The organism is Promicromonospora thailandica, assembly GCF_024171955.1.
Lineage (GTDB): Bacteria > Actinomycetota > Actinomycetes > Actinomycetales > Cellulomonadaceae > Promicromonospora > Promicromonospora thailandica.
In genome coordinates this window covers 552066-568442 of record NZ_JAMTCS010000001.1, presented here as the reverse complement: position 1 = coordinate 568442, position 16377 = coordinate 552066, and the positions used below count along the sequence as shown (strand labels likewise).

Here is a 16377-nt window from a genome sequence, read left to right as displayed (position 1 = left end):
CGGGCGCGCGAGAAGGTCCGCCGCGACCAGGCGATCGGGCATGCTCCGGGCCCCGGAACCATGCCCGATCGCCTGCACGCGGCGGACCTTGCTACGGAAGGGTCCAGCGCTGGACCGTGCTGCCGTCGCAGTTCGCGATCTCGGTGCGGGTGCCGTCGTTCTGCACCCGGCCCACCGGCTGGAGGCAGCGACCCGACTGCGGGTTGCGCAGTGCCTGCGAGCCGCTCACCGCGGCCCACTGCTGGGCCCCGGTGCCGTTGCACTCCCAGAGCTGTACCGGTGTGCCGGCCGCGGTGCCGCCACCGGACACGTCCAGGCACTTGCCCAGCGCGCGGACGGTGCCGTCCGTGCCGACCGTCCACTGCTGGGCGGTGTTGTTGTTGCAGTTGGCGAGCTGGATCGGCGTGCCGTTGGCGGTGTTGGCGCCGGCCACGTCGAGGCAGATGCCGTTGCTCGCGGTGATCCGGCCGGTCCGGCCGCCCCCGCCGCCCTGGGAGTCGTAGACGCGCACGTAGTCGACCACCATCTGCTGCGGGAACTGCGTGCTGCCGTCCGGGTAGCCGGGCCAGTTGCCGCCCACGGCCACGTTCAGGATGAAGAAGAACGGCTGGTTGTAGACCCACGGGTTGCCGTTGGTGTTCGCGGGCGTGAACGTCTGGTAGGCGTTGCCGTCCACGGGCCAGGTGATGGAGTTCGGGTTCCAGTCGATGGCGAAGGTGTGGAAGTCGTCGGCGAAGGACCAGCCCTGCGGGTGCATGTACTGGCCGGTGATGGGGTTGCCGCCGGAGTAGCCGGGGCCGTGCAGCGTGCCGTGCACGATGTGCGGTTCCCGCCCGATGTTCTCCATGATGTCGATCTCGCCCGCGTCGGGCCACGGGGTGCCCGGGAACTGGCCGCCGAGCATCCAGAACGCCGGCCAGATGCCCTGGCCCCGGGGGATCTTGATGCGTGCCTCCAGCCGGCCGTACTGGGGCTGGACCTTGCCCTTGGTGGTGAGCCGGGCCGAGGTGTAACCGCCGCCCTCCTGGCGCGCGGTGATCACCAGGTTGCCGTTGCCGTCGAGCGCGGAGTTGTTGCGCGAGTTGACGTAGGTCTGCAGCTCGTTGTTGCCCCAGCCGCCGCCACCGGTCTCGTGGTTCCAGTTGGCCGCGTTCGGAGCGCTGCCCGCGGGACCGTCGAACTCGTCGGACCAGGTCAGCGCCGCTGCGAGGTCCTGAGCCGCCGGGGAGCCCGAGGCGCCGAGGGCGTCGGTGGCGCGGCCGCCGTCGTCCGCCACGGGTGCGGCCGCCGAGGCGGCGAGCGAGGCCGACAGGACGAGGGACAGGGCGGCGGTCGCCACCAGGGCGGTGCGGGTGGTGCGGTGTCTCGTGCGACGCATCGGACGCTCCTTCGCGAACGGTCCTCCACCGCGCGGGCAGCGCGGCAGGCACAGCAGCAGTCGCACGTGCACCGGGTGGTTACGGGCGCTGCGTGAGAGGTGACGACGCAGTACTCACGAGAAGTATTTGGCGCGGTTCCGCGGCGCACAACGGACCGGCAGGCGGATACGGGTTTTCCCCGACGGCGTCCACGGCGCGTCGCGCCCCGGCGGGTGAAAAGGACCCGTACACGACGACGGCGCCCGGCCGCGGGGAGCGGTCGGGCGCCGTCGGTGGAGGCTGCCTGAGCGGGTCAGGCGGCGGTGGTGACCTCGATGCGCCGCGGCGTCGTGCCGGCGAACACGCCCGGCACGGTGACCGTCAGGACGCCCGCGTCGTAGGACGCGCGGACGGCGTCGCCGTCCACGGCCTGAGGGAGCGTGACCGTGCGGCGGAACGAGCCGAACCGGACCTCCGAGATGCGGCGGCCCTCCGACTCCTCCGAGCGCTGGTCCTTGCGCTCGCCGCGCACGACGAGCCTGCGGCCCTCGACCTCGACGGTGATGTCGTCGGCCGGGTCGATGCCCGGCAGGTCGAGGCGGGCGACGAGGTCCTCGCCCTCACGGTAGACGTCGGCCGCGGGCACGAGGCCCTCGGTGGCGCCGGACTGCGTACTCCACGGGTCGCGGAGCCAGGTGTGGGCGAACGGGGTGCGGGTCAGAACTGTGGTCATGGTGTCCTCCTCCGGGCGGGTCTGATGACCGGTACAACCTGAGTCGACCCGACTCAATTTCCGGGTTCGCCGACGGCGGACGTCGCCCCGTGTCAGTGCCGGGTGATCGTGAGGTTCGCTGCGTCGCTCTCGACCGCCAGCGTCGCCGTGCCGCCGATCGGGACGGTGAGCAGCGGGCTCGTATGCCCGAGGTCGACGCCGGCCAGCACGGGCTTGCCGCGCAGCGCGGGCTGTCGCGCGACGATCTCGTCGAGGGCCGCCCGAGTGATGCCGGAGCTCGCCTGGAAGCGCCCGACGACCAGCCCGGTGACGCCGTCGGCGCCCGGCAGCTGGAGCAGCGAGGTGAGGCGCCGCGCGACGTGCGTCGCGTCCGACTCGAAGTCGTCCTCCAGGAACAGCAGGGCGCCCTCCAGCGACGGCATGTACGGCGTGCCCTGCAGCAGCGAGAGCGTCGCCAGGTTGCCGCCCACGACCCGGCCCGAGGCCCGGCCCGGCCGCAGCGGCCACCAGCCCTCGTTGGGCACCGGGGTGCGGGCGTCCTGGTCGGCGAACCACAGGTCGTCGGTCCACTCCGCCGCGGGTTGGACGGCGATGGGGGCGTCGTCCATGACCGCCGCGCGGAACCAGTCCCCGGTGGGCTCGAAGTGGTCGCGCATGCCCCAGCTGGACCAGTGCGGACCCGAGTAGGTGACCAGGCCGGTGCGGGCGAGGATCGCGTTCTGCAGCGCGGAGATGTCCGAGTAGCCGCAGAAGACCTTCGGGTGGGCCGCGATCAGGTCGAAGTCCAGGTACGGGAGCAGCTCGTTGCTGTTGTACCCGCCGATGACCGTGAGGATGCCGGCCACGGAGGGGTCGGCGAAGGCGGCGTGCAGGTCGGCCACCCGGTGCTCGATCGAGCCGCTGCGGAACTGGTCGTCCTCGTCGACGTGCTCGCCGAACGTCAGCGCGAGTCCCATGGCGGCGAACCGCTCGTCGATCCAGCGGGTGTTGTCGTGCTCCATGATCATGGCCCGCGACCTGGCGGGGGCCACGACCCGCAGGGTGTCGCCGGCGCGGAGCTTCGGGGGCAGGACGGTCTCGGGCTGCGCTGACATGCGGACACCCTAGGCGGTGTGCCGGCGCTCCTCCTGATAGCATCTGCTATCAGGAGGTGGTTCGGTATGGGTCCAGGGGCGGATGGTGTGTCAGCGGTCGAGCGGGCGTTCGCGGACCACTTGCAGCGGACGAGTCGTCACGCGGGTGAGCTCAGGGCGGCCGCGACTCGTGAGCTGGTGGTCGCGGCGCACCAGGCGAGAGACCTGGGATGGAGTCAACGCAGGATCGGGGCTGCGCTCGGCCGGAGTCAGCCCGAGGTCGCACGTCTGCTGCGGATCGAAACCACGACGGACGTGGAGGGCCGCGAGCACGACCACGTCCCGTTGCTCACGCTGCTGCTTCGGGAACAACGCGACGAGGTCATCGAGATCGCAGCGCGTCACGGCGCGCGCAACGTTCGCGTCTTCGGCTCCGTGGCACGCGGCGAGGACACCGAGGAGTCGGACGTCGACCTGCTGGTCGACCTCGACCCCGGGGTCGGGATGTTCGCCCTCGGTGCCCTGGAGGCTGAGCTCGAGGAGGTGCTGGGCCGCGAGGTGGACGTGGTGATCGCGCGCGCCCTGCGCGAGAACGTCGCGGCCACGGTCGAGGCGATCCCGCTGTGAACGAGAAGGATGAGAGGCATGTCGAGTCGGCGCTGAACCACCTCGACGTCCTCAAGTCGTACCTCGTGCGGGGTGACCTGGACGACCCCGTGCTGTTCGACGCGGTCTGCCTCCGGCTGGGTGCCTCGATCGAGGTGGCTGCGAAGCTGAGCGAGGAGGCTCGAGAACGAGCGTTCGGGTCCACGTGGAAAGCGATCTGGTCCACCCGTAATCGCATCGCGCATGCCTACGAGTACATCGATCCGCAGCTGATACGAAGCACGGTCGAGAAAGATCTGGTGGAGTACGAGGGCGCGCTGCGGGGGCTCCTCCAGCCCGGTGCGGACTCGCGGTGACGTATCAGCCGTGGATCGGACCGCTCGTGTCGCGAAGCGGGCGGGCCGAGGCGGCCGAGCGGGCCGCCAGGATCTCGGCCGCGATCGAGACGGCGGTCTCGTCCGGGGTGCGCGCGCCCAGGTCCAGGCCGATGGGGCTGCGCAGGCGGGCCAGTGCAGCGGGCGGCACGCCGTGCTCGGTCAGGCGGGCGGTCCGTTCGGCATGCGTACGTCGCGAGCCCATCGCGCCCACGTACGTGCCGGTCGGCAGGCCGGTGAGGGCGGTGCGCAGCACGGGCACGTCGAACTTGGGATCGTGGGTGAGCACGCAGACGGCGTCGCGCGCGGAGACCCGGCCCGCCGCGATCTGGGCCTCGAGATACCGGTGGGGCCAGTCCACGACCACCTCGTCGGCGTCCGGGAAGCGGTCGGCCGTCGTGAAGACGGGGCGGGCGTCGCACACCGTCACGCGGTAGCCCAGCAGGTGTCCGGCCCGCGCCAGCGCGGCCGCGAGCTCGACGGCGCCGAACACGAGCAGACGGGGGCGCGGCGCGAAGGCCTGGAGGAACACCTGGGTACCGGTTCCGGTGCGCTCGCCGCGCGGCCCGTACTCCCGCACGGCGCTCGCTCCGGCGCCGACCTGGCCGACGGCGTCCGCGGCCACCGCGGCGTCCAGGCCGGGGTCGCCGAGGGTGCCGCCCGCCCCGCTGCCGTCCGCCGCGCGCCCGACGACCAGCCGCCGGCCGGGCGTGACGCGACCGCCCTCGGGCGCCGCGAGGACCGTCGCGAGGCAGACTCCGGGCCCGCCGTCGGCTACGCGGGCGACGAACGTGTCGAAGCCCGGCCATGCCGTCCGTGAGAGGGGTGCGACGAAGACCTCCACGGTGCCGCCGCAGGTCAGGCCGACATCGAAGGAAGCATCGAACGCCGCATCGGCGGCCACGCCGTAGCGGGCGAGCACGGGGCGGCCGCTCTCGGCGACCTCCAGGCACACGTCGTACACGGCGCCCTCGACGCACCCGCCCGACACCGAGCCGAGCACCTCGCCGCCCGGGCCCACTGCCATCGCGGCGCCCGGCTCGCGCGGCGCCGACCGGACGGTGTGCACCACGGTGGCGACGGCCGCGCGCTCGCCCGCGCGCCACCAGCCCAGCAGCCGCGGCAGCAGGTCCCGCATGTGCCGCCCCTCTCGTCGACCGCGCCGGGCACGTCGGGCAGGTCCCGGCCCTGTCAGCGTCTCACGCGCGTGTCACGGCGCGGCGTCGGGCAGGTGACCGCGGCATCACGCCGCGCGCCGGCCGGATCGGGGCGATGATGGGAGAACCGCAACGACGCGAGGAGGCACCCCATGAAGGCAGCAGTGGGCGACCGGATAGTGACGGCCTCGGGAGTGGTCGGCGGCGCGGTGCGCGACGGTGTGGTGACCGAGTGCCCCCACGAGGACGGCTCGCCGCCGTACCGGGTCCGGTGGTCGGATACGGGTGAGGAGACGCTGGTCTACCCGGGCGCCGACACGTACGTCGACACCGACGCAGGCCCGGCAGGCACCGCAGGTGGCGCGGAGGGCGCCCGGCAGGGCCGCGCCCTGACCTGGGACGTGCGCATCACCGTGGTCGAGTCGGGCGGCAGCACCACGGCGGAGGCGATGGTGATGAACGGCCCGCCGGAGTCGCTGCGCGCCGTCGGGCACGCGCGCAGGGCGCCCGGCGATCCCGAGGTGCCTCTGATCGGCGACGAGATCGCGGCCGGCCGCGCCCTGCGGAGGCTCGCCGACCGCCTGCTCACGGTGGCCGAGGGTGACGTCTCGGCGGCCGTCGGGCACAAGGCGCACCTGCACCGGTAGCGCCAGGCAGCCCGCCGGCGCCCGGTCAGGTCTGGGTGAGGATCCCCGAGGCGTCCAGCGCGCCCCGCACCTCGGCGTCGAGCCACGGCTCGATGCCCTCCCACGTGGTGCGCCACGAGATGCCCGAGACCTGCGTTCCGTCGGGGAACCGCTCGATGTAGTCGGCCTGCACCACCCCGAAGCTGTCGCACCAGAACGAGTTGGCGGGCTCGCCGTCCAGAAGCTGGTCGATGCGCATGGCCGACGTCGACACGCCGTCCGGCAGCACGAGCGGCTGGGTGTCGGTACGCACCAGCAGGGCGTGCTGGGTGCGGGCCGGGTCCGCGTCGTCGAGCTGCGTGTACTCCACCCACGCGCCGACCGTGGCCAGCTCCAGCACCAGGAGGTAGCGCGCGAACGACGGCACACCGTCGCCGACGCCGGGCGGCAGGTCGGCACGGTCGAACGTGACGTCCACCCCGCCCGGTTCCCGCTGGAGCGAGTACCGCACCCAGCGCCGCACGTCGCCCTCGTACTCCACGCGCTGCCGGGCTCGCAGGACCACGTCGGGGGTCGGGCGCATGGCGAGCACGGAGTCGAGCACCCGCAGCCCGTGCGGGGTGTTCGCGTCCCGGCGCACGAGGACGCCGTCGGGGGTGGTCCCGTTGTTGCTCAGCGCATGGATGTGCATGGTCGATTCTTGCGTCCCTCACCCCTGTCTCGCACCCCTGCCTCGCCGGCCGTCACACGTCCGGTGCAGGTCCGGCCGCGCGCCGGGATAGGTTGCTGGCATGGCTGATCACGGGGACCGGGTGGACGTGGAACAGCACCGGGCCGACGTGGCGGAGCTCCTGGCACCGCTCGCGGACCGTCCGCAGGAGGTGGTGCCGCTGCACCAGGACGTGCTCGGGCGGGTGCTGGCGCGGGACGTCACCGCGCCCGGCGCGCTGCCCCGCTTCCGCAACTCCCAGATGGACGGGTTCGCGGTGCGGGCCGCGGACGTCGCTCCGGCCGCCCCGGGCGTCCCCGTGACCCTGCCCGTGGCGGGCGACGTCGCGGCCGCCCCGGGCGAGCCGGCCCCGCTGGAACCGGGCACCGCCGTCCGCATCATGACGGGCGCCCCGCTGCCGGCCGGCGCCGACGCCGTGGTCCCGGTGGAGGACACCGACCACCTGACCTTCAACGGGTCGGCGGACACCTCCGGGGGCGGGACCGTCGCCGTGGTCCGGCCGCGCACCGCGGGCGAGTACGTCCGGGAGCCCGGGTCGGACGTCGCGGCCGGCGACGTGGTGCTGCGGGCCGGCACGGTGCTCGCCCCGCACCACGTGGCCGCGGCCGCGGCCTGCGGCATCACCCGGCTGCCCGTGCTCGTGCCGGTCTCGGTAGCCGTCGTGTCCACAGGCAGCGAGCTCGTCCCGCCGGACGGCGAGCCCGGCCCGGGTCAGGTCTGGGACGCCAACGGTCCGGCGCTGGAGGCGGCCGTGCGGGCGGCGGGCGGCCGGGTCGGCCTGCGGGTGAGCGTGCCCGACGACCCGGAGGTCGTGCGCGTCGCCCTGGAGCGCGCGGCCGCGCTGTGCGACCTCGTGCTCACCACCGGCGGCGTCAGCCAGGGCGCGTACGAGGTGGTCAAGGACGCGCTGCCGGAGGTGACGTTCCGGTCGGTGGCGATGCAGCCCGGCGGACCGCAGGGCCTGGGGCAGGTGGGCGGCCGGCCCGTGCTGGCCTTCCCGGGCAACCCGGTGAGCGCCCAGGTCTCGTTCGTCGTCTTCCTGCGCGACCTGCTGCGCCGGGCGGGCGGCCTCCCGCCGGTCGACCGGGTCACCGCGGTGCTCGACGGCGCCGTCGCCTCGCCGCCCGGGAGACGCCAGCTCCTGCGCGGGCGGTGGGTGCGTGACGACGCCGTCGCGGGAACGCCCCGTGTCGCGGTCGTCGGCGGGCCGGGGTCGCACCTGGTCGCGTCGATGGCGGCGGCGGACGTGCTGATCGACGTCCCGGCCGCTACGACTACGCTCGAACCCGGTGCCGAGGTGGCCGTCTGGCCGCTGTGACGCGGCGCGGACGAGAGCACGAGAACGAGGGAGCAGTCGTGGACGCAGTGGTGCGGGTGACGCCGGAGGTGCTCGACGACGCCGTCGGGCGGGCCGTCGAGGCGGCCGTGGCCGCCCCGGAGTGCGGCGCGGTGGTCACGTTCCGCGGGGTGGTGCGCGACGAGGACGGCGGCCGCGACGTCACGAGCCTGGACTACGAGGCGCACCCCGACGCGACCACGGTGCTGCGCGACGTGTGCGCGGCCGTGTCCGCGGAGACCGGGCTGCGCGTGGCCGCTGTGCACCGGTACGGCCACCTGGAGATCGGCGACGTCGCCCTGGTGGCGTCCGCGTCCGCGGGGCATCGCAAGGAGGCGTTCGAGGCCTGCTCGCTGCTCGTCGAGCGGATCAAGGCCGAGGTGCCCATCTGGAAGAAGCAGCGGTTCACGGACGGCGAGTCCGAGTGGGTCGGTCTCTGACGCGGTCAGCCGCCGATGGCCCCCATGCTGCGCACCGTGTCGGCGAAGGCGTCGGCCGCGAGGTCGGGAGCGTCGCTGCCGTGCGCACGCGGCTTGGCCCACATCGCGGCCCGCCAGGCATCGCTGACCTCCTCGTCCGTGGCACCCGCCCGGAGCAGCGACTTGAGGTCGGTCTCCTCGTTGCCGAACAGGCAGGACCGGACCGTGCCCTCGGCGGTCAGCCGGGTGCGGTCGCAGGCACCGCAGAACGACCGCGTCACCGACGCGATCACGCCCACGGTCGCCGGGCCGCCGTCGACCAGCCACTCCTCGGCCGGGGCCGACGGGTCCTCGCGGCCGGCCGGGGTGAGCGTGAAGCGCCGGCCCAGCACGTCGAGCAGGTCGGCGGCGCTCACGACATCGCCCCGGGTCCACTGCCCGTCGGCGTCGAGCGGCATCTCCTCGATGAACCGCAGCCGGCAGTCGTGCTCGACCGCCCAGGCGAGCAGGTCGGCGGCGCCCGCCAGGGTCTCCGGCAGCAGCACGGCGTTGATCTTGACGGGTGCGAGGCCCGCGGCGAGGGCGGCGCGGATGCCCGTGAGCACGTCGTCCAGCCGGTCGCGCCGGGTCAGGGTGGCGAACGCCTGCCGGTCCACCGTGTCGAGCGAGACGTTGACGCGGTCCAGCCCGGCGGCGACCAGGGCGTCCACGCGCTTGTCGAGGCCGAGCGCGTTCGAGGTCATGGCGATCCGCACGCGCTCGCCGGTCGCGCCGGCCGCGGCGATGCCCTCGTCCGCCGCGGTGCGGGCGGCCCCGATGATCTGCTCCAGGTCGCGGCGCATGAGCGGCTCGCCGCCCGTGAACCGGATGTCGCGCAGGCCCAGGTCGCGCACGCCGATGCCGACCAGCCGGCCGATCTCCTCGGGCGTCATCAGCTCGTCGCGCGGCACCAGCGGCAGGCCCTCGGCAGGCATGCAGTACGTGCAGCGCAGCGAGCACGCCGTGGTGATCGAGACCCGCAGGTCGCGCGCCACGCGGCCGTAGCGGTCGACCAGCAGCGGGGTGTCGGGACGCGGCCTGCCCGCGGGGGTGGCTGCGCGCCGGGGCACGCCCCGCACCGACGGGATACCGAGCGTGACTGCGGCCATGCGTCGAGAGTAGACCAGTGCACGGACCGATCCCGGCGCGTGCCTACGATGTGGCCATGCGTGATGCGGCCAACGACGTGACCTCGACCGACCAGCCCGCGACCCAGGAGCCGATCGCAGTCGTCGGCCCGGGAGCCATCGGCGGCCTCGTGGCCGCGATGCTCCAGCGCGCCGGGCACGACGTCGTCGTGGTGGCCCGGGAGCGGACCGCCCGCCACGTCGCGGAGCACGGCCTGGACGTCACCACCGACGAGTTCGGCGCCTGGCACGCCGCGCTCCCGGCGGTCACCGAGGTGCCGCACGGCGCCCGGGTGGTCGTGGCGGTCAAGGCCGAGGGCGTGGCCGACGCCGCCCGCCTGCTCGGACCCGCCGCGCCCGCGGAGGTGCTGTCCCTGCTCAACGGCCTGGACCACGTGGACACGCTGCGGACCGCGCTGCCCGGGGTCGAGGTGGTCGGCGCCACCATCGCGGGCGAGACGCTGCGCACGGGCGCCGACGGCCCCGGGCCGGCACTCGTGCGCCACCGCGGCACGCTCCTGCGGACGGTCGTTCCGGACGACGCCGCGGAGCTCGGCGTCGTCGCGGCGCTGCGCGACACGCCGATCGAGGTGCTCACCGGCGGCACCGAGGCCGAGGTGCTGTGGAAGAAGCTGCGGTTCCTCGCCCCGCTCGCGCTGCTGACCTCCACGTGGGCTACCGGCATCGGCGAGGCGCTGACCCGCGACCCCGCGCTGACCGCGGGCCTGCTGGACGAGATCGCCGCGACCGCGACCGCCGAGGGCGTGCCGACCACGGGCGACGACCTGCGGGGCATCCTCGGCGGCTTCCCGCCCGCGATGCGCTCCTCGCTCCAGGCGGACATCGAGGCCGGCCGGGAGGGCGAGCTCGACGCCATCGGCGGGGCGGTGCGGCGCCGGGCCGCACGCCACGGGATCGCGACGCCGGTGCTCGACGACGTCGTCGGGCGGATCGCGGCGCGCGCCGCGTCGAGCTCCGCAGGCAGCGCTGCGGGCGCTCAGGCGTAGCTGGCCTTGACCACCAGCACGGGGGCGGGGGAGTCGAGCAGCACCTGCTGCGTCGTCGACCCGACCAGGAACGTGCCCACGGTCGAGTGCTTGCGGGAGCCGATCACGACGAGGTCCGCGGAGACCGCCTCGGCGCGGTCCAGGATCGCGTCGGCGACCTCGGTCTGCTGGGCGCGGAAGGCGATCGGCGCGACGGCGACCGTGCTCGGCACGGCGTCGAGCAGGTGGGCGAGCGACGCGGGCACCGTGGTGTCCTCCTGCGGCGTGAGCACGAGCACGGCCAGCTCCTGCTTGCGGCGCGCCGCCTCCGCGACGGCGGCGCGCATGGCGGCCTCACCCTGGGGCGACTCGTTGTATGCCACGAGGACGGTCATCGGTCCTAGCACCTCCGGACAGGTTCGCCGGGTAGTCACCCTGCGGTGAAACTCTCTCACATGTCCGGGTCACTGGCAGGCGTCGGAACCTGCGCCCCGCCTCGCGCGTTGGGACACGGGTAGACCACGCGACCGCGAGGAGATATCCGATGCTGTGCCCCATCGACCAGACCACGCTCGTCATGTCCGAGCGCAAGGGGATCGAGATCGACTACTGCCCCACGTGCCGTGGCGTGTGGCTCGACCGCGGTGAGCTCGACAAGGTCATCGACCGTTCGGTGGAGACCGAGATCGCCGCCGAGAACCGGCCGGCGACGCCGTCGGCCCCCGCGCCCAACCCCGTGCAGGCGGGGCCGGCGTACGGATCGCCCCAGCCCGCGTACGACCCGCGGTACGACGACCGCCGCCGGGACGACGACCGCCGCTACGACGGCGACCGGCGCTACGGCGACGACCGGCGGTACGAGTACGGCGACCGCCGCTACAAGAAGAAGCGCAAGGAGTCCTTCCTGGAGGACCTCTTCGACTTCTGACCGGAAAGGTCCGCTTCGAGAACGACCTGAGGTACTGATCCGGCCCTGGATCGGTACCTCAGGTCGTTCTCGGAGGCGGGCCAGGCGTCAGAGAGGTGTCAACGGCACCGGCTCCCGCGTCAGCGTTGCGTCAACGAGCGGTTCTGCCCCGGTGGCGGCGGAGTAGACCGGACGCATGACCGATCTGGTTCTCATCCTCCTGACCGTGGCGTTCTTCGCCACGGTGGCCCTCGTGGCGCGCCGCGCCTCCGCGAACGACGACTCCGCCCGCCCCTCGGGGAGGCAGCGGTGAACCCCGTGGACGCGGTGGGGCTGGTCCTCACCCTCGCCGGCCTCGCCTACCTCTTCGTCGCGCTCGTCCGCGGCGACCGGACGCGGTGACCGCCGTGAGCACACCGGTTCTCGCCGCGGTGGCGCAGGCGCTCGTCCTGGTCGCCCTGCTCGCCGCCGTCCACGCACCGCTGGGCGCCTACATGGCGCGGGTCTACTCCAGCCCGCGGCACCTGCGTGCCGAGCGACTCTGGTACCGCGTCGTCCGCGTGGACCCGGACGCCGAGCAGCGCTGGACCACCTACCTGATGTCCCTGCTCGGCTTCTCGCTGGTCTCCGTCCTGGTCCTGTACGGCATGCTGCGGCTGCAGCAGCACCTGCCCTGGAACCTCGGCTTCACCGGGTTCGACCCGGCGGGCGCGTGGAACACCGCGGTCAGCTTCACCACCAACACCAACTGGCAGTGGTACTCGGGTGAGGCCGCCGCCGGACACCTGGTGCAGATGGCCGGCCTGGCCGTGCAGAACTTCGTCTCCGCCTCCGTGGGCATGGCGGCCGCGATCGCCCTGGTGCGCGGCTTCGCCCGCTCCGGGACGGACGCCCGCATCGGCAACTTCTGGTCCGACCTGACCCGCGGCGTGACCCGCATCCTGCTGCCCCTGTCGCTGGTGGCCGCCGTGCTGCTCATGGCGGGCGGTGTGATCCAGAACCTGGACCCGCACACCGCACTGACCACGGTCGAGGGCGCCACCCAGCAGTCGCTGGGCGGCCCGGTCGCGTCGCAGGAGGCGATCAAGGAGCTGGGCACCAACGGTGGCGGGTTCTTCAACGCGAACTCCGGCCACCCGCTGGAGAACCCGACGCCGTTCACCAACCTGGTCGAGATCTTCCTGCTCCTGCTCGTCCCGTTCACCCTGCCCCGCACGTTCGGCATCCTGGTCGGTGACAAGCGGCAGGGCTGGGCGGTCCTCGGGGTCACGGCCGGCCTGTTCACGGCCTCGCTCGCGCTGACCACCTGGGCCGAGATGGCAGGCCCCGGGGCCGCGCCCCAGGCGGCGGGCGCCGCCATGGAGGGCAAGGAGACCAGGTTCGGGCTCGCGGGCAGTGCGTTGTTCGCGGTGGCGACCACGGCGACGTCGACCGGCGCGGTGAACGCGTCGCACGACTCGCTCACCGCTCCCGGCGGCGGCCTGGTGCTGTTCAACATGCTGCTGGGTGAGGTCGCCCCGGGCGGCGTGGGCGCGGGCCTGTACGGCATGCTCGTGCTGGCCGTGGTCGCGGTGTTCATCGCCGGGCTCATGGTCGGGCGCACGCCGGAGTACCTGGGCAAGAAGATCGGTCGCCGCGAGATGACGCTCGTCGCGCTCTACGTGCTGACGACCCCCGCGCTGGTCCTGGTGGGCACGGCGGCCGCCGTTGTGGCTCGGCCCGGCCTGGCCGGCCTCCAGGAGTCGGGTCCGCACGGCCTGTCCGAGGTGCTCTATGCCTACGCCTCGGCAGCCAACAACAACGGCTCCGCGTTCGGCGGCCTCACCAGCGGCACCCCGTTCTACGAGGTGACGCAGGGCATCGCGATGCTGGCCGGCCGGTTCGTTCCGATCGCACTGGTGCTGGCCCTTGCCGGCTGCCTGGCGCGCCAGGCGGTCGTGCCTGCGACCTCGGGCACCCTGCCCACGCACCGCCCGCTGTTCGCGGGCCTGCTGGCGACCGTGGCAATCATCGTCGTGGGTCTCACCTTCATCCCCGTCCTGTCCCTCGGTCCCGTTGTGGAGTCCCTGTCATGACCATCGACACCCGGAACGTCCCGGACACGCCCACCCGGGAACCCGCGCCCGGCGGCGCGCGGCCCGCCCCACGCGCCCTGACCCGGGCGCAGCTGCGGTCCGCCCTCCCAGGCGCGCTGCGCAAGCTCGACCCGCGCGTGCTGTACACCTCGCCGGTCATGTTCGTGGTCGAGGTGGGCGCCGTGGTCACCACGGTGCTCGCGATCGTCGAGCCGGGCGTGTTCGCCTGGTGGATCGCGGTCTGGCTGTGGGCAACGGTCCTCTTCGCGACGCTGGCCGAGTCCGTGGCCGAGTCGCGGGGCAAGGCCCAGGCCTCGACCCTGCGCGCCACGCAGAAGCAGACGACGGCGCGCAAGGTCGACGCCCCTCAGGACACCCTGACCTCGGGCACACGGCTCGACCGGCTGCCCACCGTCGAGGTGCCGTCCTCGACGCTGCAGGTGGGCGACGTCGTCGTGGTCGCCGCAGGCGAGACCGTCCCGGGTGACGGCGACGTCATCGAGGGCGTCGCGTCCATCGACGAGTCGGCCGTCACCGGCGAGTCGGCCCCCGTCATCCGCGAGTCCGGCGGCGACCGCAGCGCCGTCACCGGCGGCACCGTGGTGCTCTCGGACCAGGTCGTCGTGCGCATCACGGCGCCCGCCGGGGCCACGTTCGTGGACCGGATGATCGCCCTGGTCGAGGGCAGCGAGCGCCAGAAGACGCCGAACGAGATCGCGCTGAACATCCTGCTGACGTCGCTGACCGTCGTGTTCCTGCTGGCGGTGGCCACGCTGCAGCCGTTCGCGATCTACTCCGGGGCCCGGCAGGACCTGCTCGTGCTCGTCGCACTCCTGGTCTGCCTCATCCCGACGACGATCGGCGCGCTGCTGAGCGCCATCGGCATCGCGGGCATGGACCGGCTGGTGCAGCGCAACGTGCTGGCGATGTCGGGTCGCGCGGTGGAGGCGGCGGGCGACGTGGACGTGCTGCTGCTCGACAAGACGGGCACCATCACGTACGGCAACCGAAGGGCCACCGAGGTGCTGCCGGTGACGGAGGTGACGCCGCGTGAGCTGGCCGAGTCGGCCAGGCTCGCGTCGCTGGCGGACGAGACACCGGAGGGGCGCAGCATCGTCGAGCTCGTCGACGGCACGTACGGGACAGCGGAAGAGCTGCCGCTGGACGCGGCGCTGGTGCCGTTCACGGCGCAGACCCGGATGTCGGGCGTGGACCTGCCGCTGACCCGGTCGAGCGAGGCCGGCGGGGCGGGGAACACCGAGATGCACCGGATCCGTAAGGGTGCCGGCAGTGCGATCCGGCGCTGGGCGCAGAGCACCGGGACGTACCTGAGCGAGGCCGAGACGGCCGAGCTCGACGCGCACATCGACGCGGTCTCGCGGATGGGTGGCACCCCCCTGGTCGTGGGGGAGCAGCTCGGCGAGCACCCGGCGCGCATCCTCGGCGTCGTCCGGCTCAAGGACGTGGTCAAGGAGGGCATGCGCGAGCGGTTCGACGCGCTGCGCGCCATGAGCATCCGGTCGGTGATGGTCACCGGCGACAACGCCGTGACCGCGCAGGCCATCGCCGCGGAGGCGGGGGTGGACGACGTCCTGGCGGAGGCCACCCCGGAGGACAAGCTCGCGCTCATCAAGCGCGAGCAGGAGGGCGGCAAGCTCGTCGCGATGGCCGGCGACGGCACGAACGACGCCCCGGCGCTGGCCCAGTCCGACGTCGGCGTGGCGATGAACACCGGCACGTCCGCCGCCAAGGAGGCGGGCAACATGGTGGACCTGGACTCGGACCCCACGAAGCTGATCGAGATCGTGGAGATCGGCAAGCAGCTCCTGATCACGCGCGGTGCGCTGACCACGTTCTCGGTGGCGAACGACGTCGCGAAGTACTTCGCGATCCTGCCCGCCATGTTCATGACGGTGTTCCCGCAGCTCGAGGTGCTGAACATCATGCGCCTGGCGAGCCCGGGCTCGGCCATCCTGTCGGCCGTCATCTTCAATGCGCTGATCATCCTGGCGCTGATCCCGCTGTCGCTGCGGGGCGTCAGGTACCGGCCGGCCTCGGCGTCGTCGCTGCTGCAGCGCAACCTGCTGGTCTACGGCCTGGGCGGCCTGGTCGCGCCGTTCATCGGCATCAAGCTCATCGACCTCGTCGTCTCGCTGATCCCGGGCCTGTAGCCCGCGCGCATCGGATCCTGAAAGGACTTCAGAATGGCAAGCACCACGGTGGCGAGCGACCTCGCGACGCTGACCCGGCACACGCTGGCGGGGCTGCGCATGCTCCTCGTCTTCACGCTGCTGCTGGGCCTGGCGTACCCCCTCGCGATGACGGCGGTGGGACAGGTGGCGTTCCCCTGGCAGGCGAGCGGCTCGCTCGTCCGCTCCGACGGTTCGCACACGACCGACCGCTCGGAGGCGGTGGGCTCGACACTGGTCGCGCAGGCATTCGAGGGCGCGCAGTACTTCCACCCGCGGCCGTCGGCGGCGGGCGACGGCTACGACACCCTCGCCTCGGCGGCCTCGAACCTGGGCCCGCTCAACCCCGACCTGGTGGCGGCGATCGAGGAGCGCAAGGACGCCGTCGCCGAGCTGGAGGGCGTGGACCCGGCCGACGTCCCGGCGGACGCCGTGACGTCGTCCGGCTCGGGCCTGGACCCGCAGATCAGCCCCGAGTACGCCGCGATCCAGGTCGCCCGCGTCGCGCGCGAGCGGGGCCTGCCGGTGGCCGACGTCGAGGCCGCGGTCGAGGCGCACACGGCCGGGCGTGACCTGGGCGTGCTGGGCGAGCCGCGGGTCGACGTGCTGGAGCTCAACCTCGCGCTCGATGACGCACACTGA

General features: G+C 73.3%; 17 protein-coding genes. 10 read left to right on the top strand and 7 right to left on the bottom strand.

The genetic code is table 11. The annotated features are described in order from the left end of the window. Nucleotides 1–91 precede the first annotated feature (91 nt). The 3 genes from APR03_RS02695 to APR03_RS02685 all read right to left on the bottom strand — a co-directional run bounded on the left by APR03_RS02695 (nt 92) and on the right by APR03_RS02685 (nt 3185). Nucleotides 92–1378, bottom strand: coding sequence for a family 16 glycosylhydrolase (locus APR03_RS02695; RefSeq protein WP_253832464.1), 1287 nt, complete (start codon nt 1376–1378; stop codon nt 92–94). A gap of 293 nt (nt 1379–1671) precedes the next feature. Continuing rightward, on the bottom strand, nt 1672–2091 hold the full coding sequence (locus tag APR03_RS02690; RefSeq protein ID WP_253832462.1) for an Hsp20/alpha crystallin family protein: 420 nt from the start codon (nt 2089–2091) through the stop codon (nt 1672–1674). A gap of 92 nt (nt 2092–2183) precedes the next feature. Continuing rightward, nucleotides 2184–3185 carry a S66 family peptidase gene (locus tag APR03_RS02685; RefSeq protein WP_253832460.1) on the bottom strand — a complete coding sequence of 334 codons (1002 nt, stop codon included), beginning with the start codon at nt 3183–3185 and terminating at the stop codon, nt 2184–2186. Nucleotides 3186–3479: 294 nt separating this feature from the next. Here APR03_RS02685 and APR03_RS02680 point away from each other — a divergent pair, with 294 nt between their 5' ends. After that, on the top strand, nt 3480–3791 hold the full coding sequence (locus tag APR03_RS02680) for a nucleotidyltransferase family protein (protein ID WP_253832459.1): 312 nt from the start codon (nt 3480–3482) through the stop codon (nt 3789–3791). After that, nucleotides 3788–4126, top strand: a complete 339-nt coding sequence (locus tag APR03_RS02675) for a HepT-like ribonuclease domain-containing protein (RefSeq protein ID WP_253832457.1) — start codon at nt 3788–3790, stop codon at nt 4124–4126. The genes APR03_RS02680 and APR03_RS02675 overlap by 4 nt, the downstream gene beginning before the upstream one ends. A 4-nt stretch (nt 4127–4130) precedes the next feature. On the opposite strand, the gene APR03_RS02670 is transcribed toward APR03_RS02675, so the two are convergent. After that, a complete protein-coding gene (locus APR03_RS02670; RefSeq protein WP_253832455.1) occupies nt 4131–5282 on the bottom strand; it encodes an XdhC family protein in 1152 nt (383 codons plus the stop codon). A gap of 171 nt (nt 5283–5453) precedes the next feature. Here APR03_RS02670 and APR03_RS02665 point away from each other — a divergent pair, with 171 nt between their 5' ends. Next, nucleotides 5454–5948, top strand: a complete 495-nt coding sequence (locus APR03_RS02665; RefSeq protein WP_253832453.1) for a dsRBD fold-containing protein — start codon at nt 5454–5456, stop codon at nt 5946–5948. A gap of 25 nt (nt 5949–5973) precedes the next feature. On the opposite strand, the gene APR03_RS02660 is transcribed toward APR03_RS02665, so the two are convergent. Further along, nucleotides 5974–6618 (bottom strand): hypothetical protein, encoded by a 645-nt coding sequence (locus APR03_RS02660; RefSeq protein WP_253832451.1) that lies wholly within the window; start codon nt 6616–6618, stop codon nt 5974–5976. A gap of 100 nt (nt 6619–6718) precedes the next feature. On the opposite strand from APR03_RS02660, the gene APR03_RS02655 reads away from it, so the two are divergent. Beyond that, complete coding sequence (locus tag APR03_RS02655; protein ID WP_253832449.1) at nt 6719–7975, top strand: molybdopterin molybdotransferase MoeA; 1257 nt, start codon at nt 6719–6721, stop codon at nt 7973–7975. Between the two features lie 38 nt (nt 7976–8013). Next, nucleotides 8014–8433, top strand: a complete 420-nt coding sequence (locus APR03_RS02650) for a molybdenum cofactor biosynthesis protein MoaE (protein WP_253832447.1) — start codon at nt 8014–8016, stop codon at nt 8431–8433. Nucleotides 8434–8438: 5 nt separating this feature from the next. Here the strand turns inward: APR03_RS02650 and moaA are convergent, their stop codons facing one another. After that, complete coding sequence (gene moaA / locus APR03_RS02645; protein ID WP_253832445.1) at nt 8439–9560, bottom strand: GTP 3',8-cyclase MoaA; 1122 nt, start codon at nt 9558–9560, stop codon at nt 8439–8441. Nucleotides 9561–9616: 56 nt separating this feature from the next. Here moaA and APR03_RS02640 point away from each other — a divergent pair, with 56 nt between their 5' ends. After that, nucleotides 9617–10585 (top strand): ketopantoate reductase family protein, encoded by a 969-nt coding sequence (locus APR03_RS02640; RefSeq protein ID WP_253832443.1) that lies wholly within the window; start codon nt 9617–9619, stop codon nt 10583–10585. Here the strand turns inward: APR03_RS02640 and APR03_RS02635 are convergent. Continuing rightward, nucleotides 10576–10959 (bottom strand): universal stress protein, encoded by a 384-nt coding sequence (locus APR03_RS02635; RefSeq protein ID WP_253832441.1) that lies wholly within the window; start codon nt 10957–10959, stop codon nt 10576–10578. The two genes, APR03_RS02640 and APR03_RS02635, sit on opposite strands and share 10 nt — an antisense overlap. Before the next feature lie 149 nt (nt 10960–11108). Between APR03_RS02635 and APR03_RS02630 the strand changes: the two genes are divergently transcribed. From APR03_RS02630 to kdpC, 4 genes are all read left to right on the top strand, one after another. Next, a complete protein-coding gene (locus tag APR03_RS02630) occupies nt 11109–11492 on the top strand; it encodes a TFIIB-type zinc ribbon-containing protein (protein ID WP_253832439.1) in 384 nt (127 codons plus the stop codon). Nucleotides 11493–11878: 386 nt separating this feature from the next. Further along, a complete protein-coding gene (gene kdpA, locus APR03_RS02625) occupies nt 11879–13546 on the top strand; it encodes a potassium-transporting ATPase subunit KdpA (RefSeq protein WP_372494738.1) in 1668 nt (555 codons plus the stop codon). Then, nucleotides 13543–15717 (top strand): potassium-transporting ATPase subunit KdpB, encoded by a 2175-nt coding sequence (gene kdpB / locus APR03_RS02620; RefSeq protein WP_253832437.1) that lies wholly within the window; start codon nt 13543–13545, stop codon nt 15715–15717. Before kdpA ends, kdpB begins: the two co-directional genes overlap by 4 nt. A gap of 33 nt (nt 15718–15750) precedes the next feature. Beyond that, nucleotides 15751–16377 (top strand): potassium-transporting ATPase subunit KdpC, encoded by a 627-nt coding sequence (gene kdpC / locus APR03_RS02615; RefSeq protein ID WP_253832435.1) that lies wholly within the window; start codon nt 15751–15753, stop codon nt 16375–16377.

Excerpts from the sequence above, each read along its gene's own strand:
- APR03_RS02695 (WP_253832464.1), bottom strand. The coding sequence starts at position 1,378 with ATGCGTCGCACGAGACACCGCACCACCCGCACCGCCCTGGTGGCGACC.
- APR03_RS02690 (WP_253832462.1), bottom strand. The coding sequence starts at position 2,091 with ATGACCACAGTTCTGACCCGCACCCCGTTCGCCCACACCTGGCTCCGC.
- APR03_RS02685 (WP_253832460.1), bottom strand. The coding sequence starts at position 3,185 with ATGTCAGCGCAGCCCGAGACCGTCCTGCCCCCGAAGCTCCGCGCCGGC.
- APR03_RS02670 (WP_253832455.1), bottom strand. The coding sequence starts at position 5,282 with ATGCGGGACCTGCTGCCGCGGCTGCTGGGCTGGTGGCGCGCGGGCGAG.
- APR03_RS02665 (WP_253832453.1), top strand. The coding sequence starts at position 5,454 with ATGAAGGCAGCAGTGGGCGACCGGATAGTGACGGCCTCGGGAGTGGTC.
- APR03_RS02660 (WP_253832451.1), bottom strand. The coding sequence starts at position 6,618 with ATGCACATCCATGCGCTGAGCAACAACGGGACCACCCCCGACGGCGTC.
- APR03_RS02655 (WP_253832449.1), top strand. The coding sequence starts at position 6,719 with ATGGCTGATCACGGGGACCGGGTGGACGTGGAACAGCACCGGGCCGAC.
- moaA (WP_253832445.1), bottom strand. The coding sequence starts at position 9,560 with ATGGCCGCAGTCACGCTCGGTATCCCGTCGGTGCGGGGCGTGCCCCGG.
- APR03_RS02640 (WP_253832443.1), top strand. The coding sequence starts at position 9,617 with ATGCGTGATGCGGCCAACGACGTGACCTCGACCGACCAGCCCGCGACC.
- APR03_RS02635 (WP_253832441.1), bottom strand. The coding sequence starts at position 10,959 with ATGACCGTCCTCGTGGCATACAACGAGTCGCCCCAGGGTGAGGCCGCC.
- APR03_RS02630 (WP_253832439.1), top strand. The coding sequence starts at position 11,109 with ATGCTGTGCCCCATCGACCAGACCACGCTCGTCATGTCCGAGCGCAAG.
- kdpB (WP_253832437.1), top strand. The coding sequence starts at position 13,543 with ATGACCATCGACACCCGGAACGTCCCGGACACGCCCACCCGGGAACCC.
- kdpC (WP_253832435.1), top strand. The coding sequence starts at position 15,751 with ATGGCAAGCACCACGGTGGCGAGCGACCTCGCGACGCTGACCCGGCAC.